Origin of the sequence: Elstera litoralis (assembly GCF_000963705.1) — a bacterium.
GTDB classification, from domain to species: Bacteria; Pseudomonadota; Alphaproteobacteria; order Elsterales; family Elsteraceae; genus Elstera; species Elstera litoralis.
The window spans coordinates 1-2,687 of sequence record NZ_LAJY01000372.1 but is presented as its reverse complement, the minus strand read 5'-3'; the positions used below and the strand labels follow the sequence as shown (position 1 = coordinate 2,687).

2 protein-coding genes are annotated in these 2,687 nt (G+C 64.0%); both read right to left on the bottom strand.

Translation table 11 applies throughout. From position 1 onward, the window contains the following. A partial coding sequence (locus VZ95_RS13900; protein WP_045776388.1) for an ATP-binding cassette domain-containing protein occupies window positions 1–1,583 on the bottom strand: 1,583 nt, incomplete at its 3' end. 10 nt (window positions 1,584–1,593) lie between these two features. Next, window positions 1,594–2,595, bottom strand: coding sequence for an HlyD family secretion protein (locus tag VZ95_RS13895; RefSeq protein WP_045776387.1), 1,002 nt, complete (start codon window positions 2,593–2,595; stop codon window positions 1,594–1,596). Window positions 2,596–2,687 lie beyond the last annotated feature (92 nt).

Genomic DNA, 2,687 nt, shown 5'->3' with positions numbered 1-2,687 from the left:
GGGCGGCCCTGAGGGGGGAGTGGGTCGGGGAAGGGCACCTCGGTCGCGGTCTGCGGGCCGAGGGCTTCCTCCATCGCGTCGATAAAGGCTTCATCGAGGTTGGCGGTGCCGCTGGCTTTTTCAAGCGCGTCCGGCGTGCCGATGGCGAGCACGCGGCCCGCGTGCATAAAGGCGATACGGTCGCAGCGCGCGGCCTCGTTCATGAAATGGGTGGAGACGAAGATCGTCACCCCCTGCTCGCGCGATAGGGTGAAAAGCTCCTGCCAAAAGCCGTCGCGGGCAACGGGATCGACGCCGGAGGTCGGCTCATCGAGAATCAGCACTTCTGGTTCGTGCAGAATGGCAACCGCGAGCGAGAGGCGCTGACGCACGCCCAGGGGCAGATCGGCGGAGAGATCGTCGAGATAGGGGGCGAGGCCGAAGCGGGCGATTAAATCGGCCTCGCGCTTTGCGGCGGCCTCGGCAGGCAGACGGAAGATTTTGGAGTGCAGGCGCAGGTTCTGCCGCACGGTCAGCTCGCCATAGAGCGAAAACGCCTGGGACATATACCCAACTTGCCGCCGCGCGCCGAGATCGGTGGGATCGACGGGCTTGCCCAGCATAAAGGCTTCGCCGGAGGTGCTGGGCAGCAGGCCGGTCAGCATCTTCATCGTCGTGCTTTTGCCGCAGCCGTTGGAGCCGAGAAAGCCGAAAATCTCGCCGCGCTGAATCGAGAAATCCACATGATCGACAGCGGTGAAATCGTCGAAGGTCCGCGTCAACCCGCGCGCTTCGATCACGGGCGGGTGGCCGTTTGCCTCCGGCGCAGGCGGCTTTACGGGCCGAACATGGCCGCGTTTTGCCGCCTCGGGCAGTAGGGCGATGAAGGCGTCTTCCAGGCTCGTGCAGCCGGTTTGGGTTTTCAGCGCAGCCGGTGCCGCGCAGGCAAGCAAGCGCCCGCCGTACAGGGCGGCCACCTGATCGAACTGCTCGGCTTCATCCATGTAGGAGGTGGCGACGATCACGCTCATGCGCGGGCGGTTTTCGCGCAGGCGCGTGACCAATTCCCAGAATTGGCGGCGCGAGAGCGGGTCGACCCCCGTGGTCGGCTCGTCGAGAATGAGGAGATCGGGATCGTGGATCAGCGCGCAGCACAGGCCAAGCTTTTGCTTCATGCCGCCCGACAGTTTCCCCATCGCCCGGTCGGCAAAAGCGGTTAGGCCGGTTCCCGCGAGCAAGGCCACGGCGCGTTCGGAGCGCTGGGCGGAACTCAGGCCGAAGAGCTTGCCGAAGAACTCCAGATGCTCGCGCACGCTGATATCGGGATAGAGATTCTTCCCCAACCCCTGGGGCATATAGGCGATGCGCGGCTGAACCTCGGTGCGGGCGCGGCTTGCGCGCATATCGGCCCCGAGCACGGTCACGCTGCCGGTTTGCACCTTCTTGGCCCCGGCGATGAGGGCGAGCAGGGTGGATTTACCCACGCCGTCCGGCCCGATCAGCCCGAAAGTTTGGGCTTCCGGCAGGGCCAGCGACACGGCGTCCAACCCTACCGTTTTGCCGTATCGGTGCGCGACGCCTTCAAGCTGAACGGCGGTGGTCATAGCGATGGGGTCACGACCCGGCGGGCTGGGTTAGATCGGACTGAAGCCACGCTGGCCAGACGGCTTTCGGGTCGAGCTTCACGTAACCCATGCCGGTGAGGCCGGTTTTCACATACTCAAGATATTGCTGCACCAGGGCTTCCGGCACCCGGATTTTGATGCGGTACATCATCCGGTCGCGCTCGCTCTTGGTTTCCACCTGGCGCGGCGTAAACTGCGCCCGGGCGGAAATGAAGGAGACATTGGCGGGAATGGCGCGGTCTGGCAGCGCGTCCAGCACAATCCGCCCTTCCGCCCCCATCGCCAGAATCCCGGTTTCCGTGGTGGGCAGGAACAGCGTCATATACACGCTGGAAAGATCGAGCAGGGTCAGCACTTTGCCGCCGCCCGCCAGCACTTCGCCGGGTTCGGCCAGCCGGTAGAGCACCCGGCCCGAGACGGGGGACTTCAGCACACCGTCGCCGACCTGTGTCCGCAGTCGGTCCGCCTCGGCGCGGGCGGCGCTGATGGCCTCGTGGCTAGCATCGACGCGGCTGCGCGCAGCCTCTAACGCGGCGGCAGCGGTGCGGCGCTGATTGCGGGTTTGATCGACGCGCTGCTGCGTTACATTACCTTTGGCGATTAACGCCACGGCCCGATCTAACTCTTGATCGGCAAGGGTGAGTTCGCTTTTGCGTAAGGTGATTTGCGCATTGGCCTCGGCTTCGGCCTTTTCGGCTTGGCGCACATTGGCCTCCGCCGCGCGCAAGGCGGCTTCCAGATCGGCGGTATCGATTCGGGCGACCACATCGCCCGCTTTCACCATATCGCCTTCTTGAACCAGAACCTCCACCAAGCGCCCGGCAAACTTCGCGCTGAGGTCGGTTTCATTCGCCTCGATGCGGCCATTGCTGCCAATGATGCCGGGGGGGATCGCAGCTTTCGGTTTGTAATAGGTGCGATAAGCCCAATAGCCCCCGCCGCCCACGGCTGCCACGAGGATGAGAAGCCCGAGATATTTTAAAATGCGCATTCGCTCGATCTATCCCTCAGATTCGCAACTTTTGTGCGATTCTATATCGCGCCATCATACCCGCCGGGGTGCGCCTGAAGCGAGCGGAATAC